The sequence below is a fragment of the Pseudoselenomonas ruminantium genome (genome assembly GCF_900142515.1).
Classification (GTDB): domain Bacteria; phylum Bacillota; class Negativicutes; order Selenomonadales; family Selenomonadaceae; genus Selenomonas_A; species Selenomonas_A ruminantium_D.
In genome coordinates this window covers 1-5,086 of the sequence record NZ_FRBC01000028.1, presented here as the reverse complement: position 1 = coordinate 5,086, position 5,086 = coordinate 1, and the positions used below count along the sequence as shown (strand labels likewise).

7 protein-coding genes, 1 tRNA gene and 1 pseudogene are annotated in these 5,086 nt (G+C 49.5%); 2 read left to right on the top strand and 7 right to left on the bottom strand.

What is annotated here, in order from left to right; genetic code table 11:
• The 3 genes and pseudogenes from BUB68_RS15315 to ylqF form a co-directional block, all read right to left on the bottom strand.
• Nucleotides 1–768 (bottom strand): annotated as a pseudogene (locus tag BUB68_RS15315) (hypothetical protein); the annotation flags it as partial.
• Between the two features lie 37 nt (nucleotides 769–805).
• Nucleotides 806–1,594, bottom strand: coding sequence for a ribonuclease HII (locus tag BUB68_RS12380; protein ID WP_081372002.1), 789 nt, complete (start codon nucleotides 1,592–1,594; stop codon nucleotides 806–808).
• Nucleotides 1,587–2,480, bottom strand: coding sequence for a ribosome biogenesis GTPase YlqF (ylqF, locus tag BUB68_RS12375; RefSeq protein WP_073091907.1), 894 nt, complete (start codon nucleotides 2,478–2,480; stop codon nucleotides 1,587–1,589). The genes BUB68_RS12380 and ylqF overlap by 8 nt, the downstream gene beginning before the upstream one ends.
• 158 nt (nucleotides 2,481–2,638) lie before the next feature.
• Here ylqF and BUB68_RS12370 point away from each other — a divergent pair.
• Nucleotides 2,639–2,714, top strand: a tRNA-Ala gene (locus BUB68_RS12370).
• Between the two features lie 98 nt (nucleotides 2,715–2,812).
• Here the strand turns inward: BUB68_RS12370 and BUB68_RS12365 are convergent.
• The 4 genes from BUB68_RS12365 to BUB68_RS12350 all read right to left on the bottom strand — a co-directional run bounded on the left by BUB68_RS12365 (nucleotide 2,813) and on the right by BUB68_RS12350 (nucleotide 4,484).
• Nucleotides 2,813–2,989 carry a YjfB family protein gene (locus BUB68_RS12365; RefSeq protein WP_073091904.1) on the bottom strand — a complete coding sequence of 59 codons (177 nt, stop codon included), beginning with the start codon at nucleotides 2,987–2,989 and terminating at the stop codon, nucleotides 2,813–2,815.
• 74 nt (nucleotides 2,990–3,063) lie between these two features.
• Nucleotides 3,064–3,795: a 7-carboxy-7-deazaguanine synthase QueE gene (locus BUB68_RS12360; protein WP_073091902.1), complete on the bottom strand. Its 732-nt coding sequence runs from the start codon at nucleotides 3,793–3,795 to the stop codon at nucleotides 3,064–3,066.
• A gap of 3 nt (nucleotides 3,796–3,798) precedes the next feature.
• On the bottom strand, nucleotides 3,799–4,176 hold the full coding sequence (queD, locus tag BUB68_RS12355) for a 6-carboxytetrahydropterin synthase QueD (protein ID WP_073091899.1): 378 nt from the start codon (nucleotides 4,174–4,176) through the stop codon (nucleotides 3,799–3,801).
• Nucleotides 4,177–4,307: 131 nt separating this feature from the next.
• Complete coding sequence (locus BUB68_RS12350) at nucleotides 4,308–4,484, bottom strand: YjfB family protein (RefSeq protein WP_073091897.1); 177 nt, start codon at nucleotides 4,482–4,484, stop codon at nucleotides 4,308–4,310.
• A 340-nt stretch (nucleotides 4,485–4,824) separates the two neighbouring features.
• Here BUB68_RS12350 and BUB68_RS14940 point away from each other — a divergent pair.
• Nucleotides 4,825–5,086, top strand: a 262-nt coding sequence (locus BUB68_RS14940) for a transposase (protein WP_081372001.1), incomplete at its 3' end; no start/stop codon positions are given.

The window sequence follows — 5,086 nt, the reverse complement described above, 5'->3', positions numbered from 1 at the left end:
CTGTCCCTGCATCGGCTGCTGTACTGCTGACTGGCCTGTCTGCGGCATAGGCTGCCCCTGCATTGACTGCTGATTCTGCAGCATTCCTGCCATTTCGCCACCAATAGCGGGTCTGGGCATAAAATACTGCACCAATTGCTTCAGAAAAGTCAAGGAATTTCCCTCGGCATTCTGCAAAGAAGCAGTCATCCCCTGCGGCTGCAAAGCAAGCAAAATTTGTTGAACTTCTCTAGGCAGTTCCGTGAACGGTTTATTATCCAAAAGTTCAAAGGCCGCCTTCGTCAAAAGCACTGGTTCAAGAGCTGACCCTTGCTCTGTGTTGGTAATATTCTTCAAATTAGTCAGCAATACCTGCATCGTATCACTAACTTCCAAATTCATTCCCCTGTCAATAAGCTTTCCCATCTGTGTAAGCATCCGTGAAAAAGAACTCAGTTGTTCCATCGAAAAGCGCTGGCTTTCCAACGTACTGCCCAGCCCCTGTGCCAAAGTTTCCTCCAGGGAAAAAGCCTGTTTCATGACATTCTGAATCAACTTCTGCAGATCGGCCGGCATTTTCTCCACGGTTTCCGCCTGATTGCTGGAAATTTTGGCCAAGATTCCTGCCATATCGTCTACAGCATTCTGAATGGACACATTTGTTTTGGGACTAAATGCCTCTGAAGAACTACCACCATCTCCCCGCCGGCCCACTCCTTCCACGGAGCCAGCGGCCTGTGGCCTGTCTATCGGGCGAATTCCCACATTCATGGAGGTTTCCATTGGCATTTCCCATCACACCTTTTCTAAAAAATTGACTGACGGCTTAAAGCGGTACCTCAAACTGCGGATCTGACATGGAACGAACCGGCTCAAAGGAATGACGATGGATAGGACAGGGGCCATACTGCCGCAAAGCCGCAATATGTTCTGCCGTGCCATATCCTTTATGATGAGCAAAACCATACTCAGGATACTCTTTATCATATTCATCCATCAAGCGATCACGATTGACCTTGGCGATAATGGACGCCGCTGCAATGGAAGCAGACTTGGCATCGCCCTTGATGATGGACAAGGACGGCACATTCAGATTCTCCAGCTTCACTGCATCAATCAGCACGGCCTGCGGCTCCTGCGTAAGCCCAAAGATGGATTCATACATGCCATTGATGGTGGCCTGGTAGATGTTCACCCGGTCAATGGTCCTGGCATCCACAAAAGCAGCTTTGACCGCAATGGCCTTGTCCATGATCTCATCATAAAGCTCTTCCCGGACTTTCGCCGAAATCTTCTTGGAATCATTGATTTTCGGCAGATACAGATCGTGAGGCAGGATCACTGCCGCCACTGACACTGGACCTGCGAGCGGGCCGCGGCCGGCTTCATCCACCCCCGCCACGAATTCACAGCCTTTTGCCCAGAACTCCCGCTCATAACTGTAGAGGGCAGCCACCCTCTCCCTGTCTGCCTGTTCCCGCTGATAGCGGCGCAGCAGGGTGCCCACGGCCTTGCGGCTGTCCTGCTGACAGGCGGCTAAGAATTCTTCATCCACCTGCCCCTGAGCAAAAAACTCCTCTACTTGTTTTATCGTATAATTCTTTAAATCATTCAATGTTTTTTTCTCCATCTTCTGCGGGAACTTCGTCCAAGGTCACCAGACCAAGTTTCCCTGCCCGGAATTCATTCAGGACGATGTTCTGGGCCTTTTCCAGATCTACCACGCCGCCTTTGACGAGGCAGCCACGCTTGCGGCCGATGAGTTCCAGGATTTCCAGACCATTTTCCGGTACATCCCCCTTGAGCTTGAAACGTTCAGCCAGACGCTCCGGATAATCCCGGCGCATAATGCCCAGAAGAAGTGCCGTCACCTGTTCGCGGTCATAGATATCATCATTGATGGCCCCTGTAAAGGCAAGCTTGAGGCCCACGGTCTGATCTTCAAATTTCGGCCAGAGAATCCCCGGCGTATCCAGCAAATCCAGATTCGTGCCAATCTTGATCCACTGCTTGGCTCTTGTCACACCGGGCTTATCGGCGGCCTTGGCCTTTACGGCACCAGCCAGACGATTAATCAAAGAAGATTTGCCCACATTGGGAATGCCCAGAATCATGCAGCGAGCAGCCCGGGGCTTTGCCCCCTTGCTGACAAATTTCTCCGTCTTGGGACGCGCTAAATCTTCCGCCACCTTCACGAGCTGTTTCATGCCCTTGCCCTTCATGGAATCAATGGTCACGGCAGGCACACCCTGTGCCTTGAAATAATCCAGCCATTTCTTTGTGCTGACGCTATCCGCCAAATCCGATTTATTGAGGGCAATCATGCGTGGCTTATCCTTGATGATTTCCGCCAGCATGGGATTGGCACTGCTCAGAGGAATGCGGGCATCCAAAAGTTCAATGACCACATCCACCAGTTTCAGATTTTCTTCAATCAAGCGCTGAGCCTTCTTCATATGCCCCGGAAACCATTGCAGATTGGGGATATCCTGTTTTTCCATTGTTGTAAAACTCCTTACTGTCTCTTTCATTCTGTATTATCCATTGTATCATATTTCCCTGCTGAAAAAAATTTGAAAAAAAAATTAAAAATGGTGTTGACATAAATGACATTATCCCGTATACTAATATTCGTTGATGGCGCAAGAGCGAACATCACGGGGGCATAGCTCAGCTGGGAGAGCGCTTGCATGGCATGCAAGAGGTCAGGAGTTCGATCCTCCTTGTCTCCACCATGAGATATTTACAGACCGCTGAAAGGCGGTCTTTTGTTTTACCATTTTGTCCATATACAAAAAGGGGACTGCGAACGAAATCGCGGTCCCCTTTTTCATCAAGCCTGGATATCCACCATAGTGCCCAGATTAGGATCAACTGACAACTCTGCCAGCATCTCCTCAGCAGCTACCTCCGTGGTATCCATAGCCATTTTCAGAATAGCCACGCCCATATCCTGCATGGCCTGATTCTGATGCATACTCACCGACATGGCGGCGATACTCATATCCATTGCCTGCACCTCCCCCATTGGATGAAGCGGCACATCCTTGTGCTATTCTATATATCGGCATATTCCGTTAAAACTTAAATCTGGCCGATCATTTTATGCGTCTGTGGAATGACCCGCACATCCTGCAGTTTCGTCAGCGCATAGTTCTGGCACATGAGGATTTTCTCCGGGCTGGCTGCCTTGCAGCCGCCATATGGCGTTACCGGCTGGATGATGAACAGTGTTTCCGGAGCAGTCTCCGCCACTATGTCAATGGCCCTGCGGAATTCTTCTTCCGTGGTTTCCTCTGCCACCACCAATTTGATATACAGGTCTTTTTCCTTCGCAATTTCGATGAACTGCCGATGAGCTTCCCACTGGGGTGCACTCACGATGCTGGGCAGCTTGATATCCATGCTGATGATATCGGCAATATCGATAATGCTTGCCAGCTGCTTATGCAAAGTCCCGTTGGTCTCCAGGAATATAGGCACATTCACTTCCTTGGCCACTTCCCGGATGAAGTCCGCATGCAGCAGCGGTTCCCCGCCAGTAAAGCTCACCGCCTGATGCGGAACCTCCTTGCACAGGCGGTTGATTTCCATGGCCACCTGTTCCGCTGAGCGGGGATTGGGCAGGCTGGCAAATTCCCGACTGCCCGCATAGGTTTCCACTTCACATTTTGGATGACTGCCGGGCGCATTTTCCGTATCACAGTAAGTGCAGTCCAGATTGCAGCCCTCCAGGCGCACGAACACCTGACGACAGCCCACATATTTGCCTTCTCCCTGAATGGAGGAAAATATCTCAATCAGATTTTCTTTCATGGCTCAATCCTCGGTATAGGTAACACTGGACTTCGGCGACTCAAAGACCGTGATAGCGGCCAGCTTGCTGTCCCGCTGGAAGATTTCATGACCAGCCAGCTCTTCAAAGATAATGCGGGCCAGATTCTCCGCCGTGGGATTCACACCGTTGTTGAAAGGCTCCAGCTCATTGAGATAGCGATGGTCGAAACGCTCCAGCGTATCCTTCAATGTCTGCTTGATGACCTTGAAATCCACCAGCATGCCCAGCTCGTCCAGTTCCTTCCCTTTGACCACAGCTTCCACCACCCAGTTATGGCCATGGAGGCGGGCACACTTGCCGGGATAACCGGTTACATGATGGGCAGCCTCGAAGGCACCCTCTACTTTTAACGTATACATCTTATATCAAACTCCTTAACTACGTAAATCATAGGTACCTATTATATCATCTTCACGACAAATTTCATAGTAAACGCCCATAGAAAAAACCTGCTGTACCATGGCCTAAGTCTGATACAGCAGGTTTCCAGTCAAGCCTGGATATCCACCATAGCGCCCAGATTAGGGTCAACGGAGAGTTTCTCCAGCATTTCCTCGGTGGCGACCTCTGTGGTATCCATGGCCATTTTCAGGATAGCCACGCCCATGTCCTGCATGGCCTGGCTCTGATGCATGTTCACCGACATTGCGGCGATACTCATATCCATTGTCTGCACCTCCCCTTTGAAGCCAAATCCTTTTGCTGTTCTATATATCGACCGATTCTTGTAAAGCTTAAATGGGCGTCATTTTCATTCATATAGATATGTTGTTTTCTGCCGCCAGTTTCTCGATTGTCTCTATGGGGAGCTCTGTGGCTTCATGGATTACATCGAGCAGCAACTTCAACTTCAGCATGCTGACTGCTGTCTTTATTACTCCTTTTTCAACGCCCAGCTCGATTCCTTCTGGAGTTAGAATATAAATAGTACAAGTCAAAATGAGAAATCCTAAATGAGCCCATAACATGGTACAATGTACGTACCTAATCTTGAGGAGGATTTCAGAATGGCTAAACAACATGACAAACAGTTTAAACTTGACGCAATTCAATATTACGAAGATCATAAGGAGCTTGGCTTGCGTGGCTGCGCCAATAACCTAGGCATCGGTTACAGCACTTTGACCAAGTGGCGCAAAGAACTTCGTGACTCCGGCGATATCGTTGTAAGAGGTTCCGGCAACTACGAATCAGATGAGCAGAAAGAAATTGCCAGATTACGCCGTGAATTGCGGGATACGAAAGACGCGCTTGACGTGTTAAAAAAAG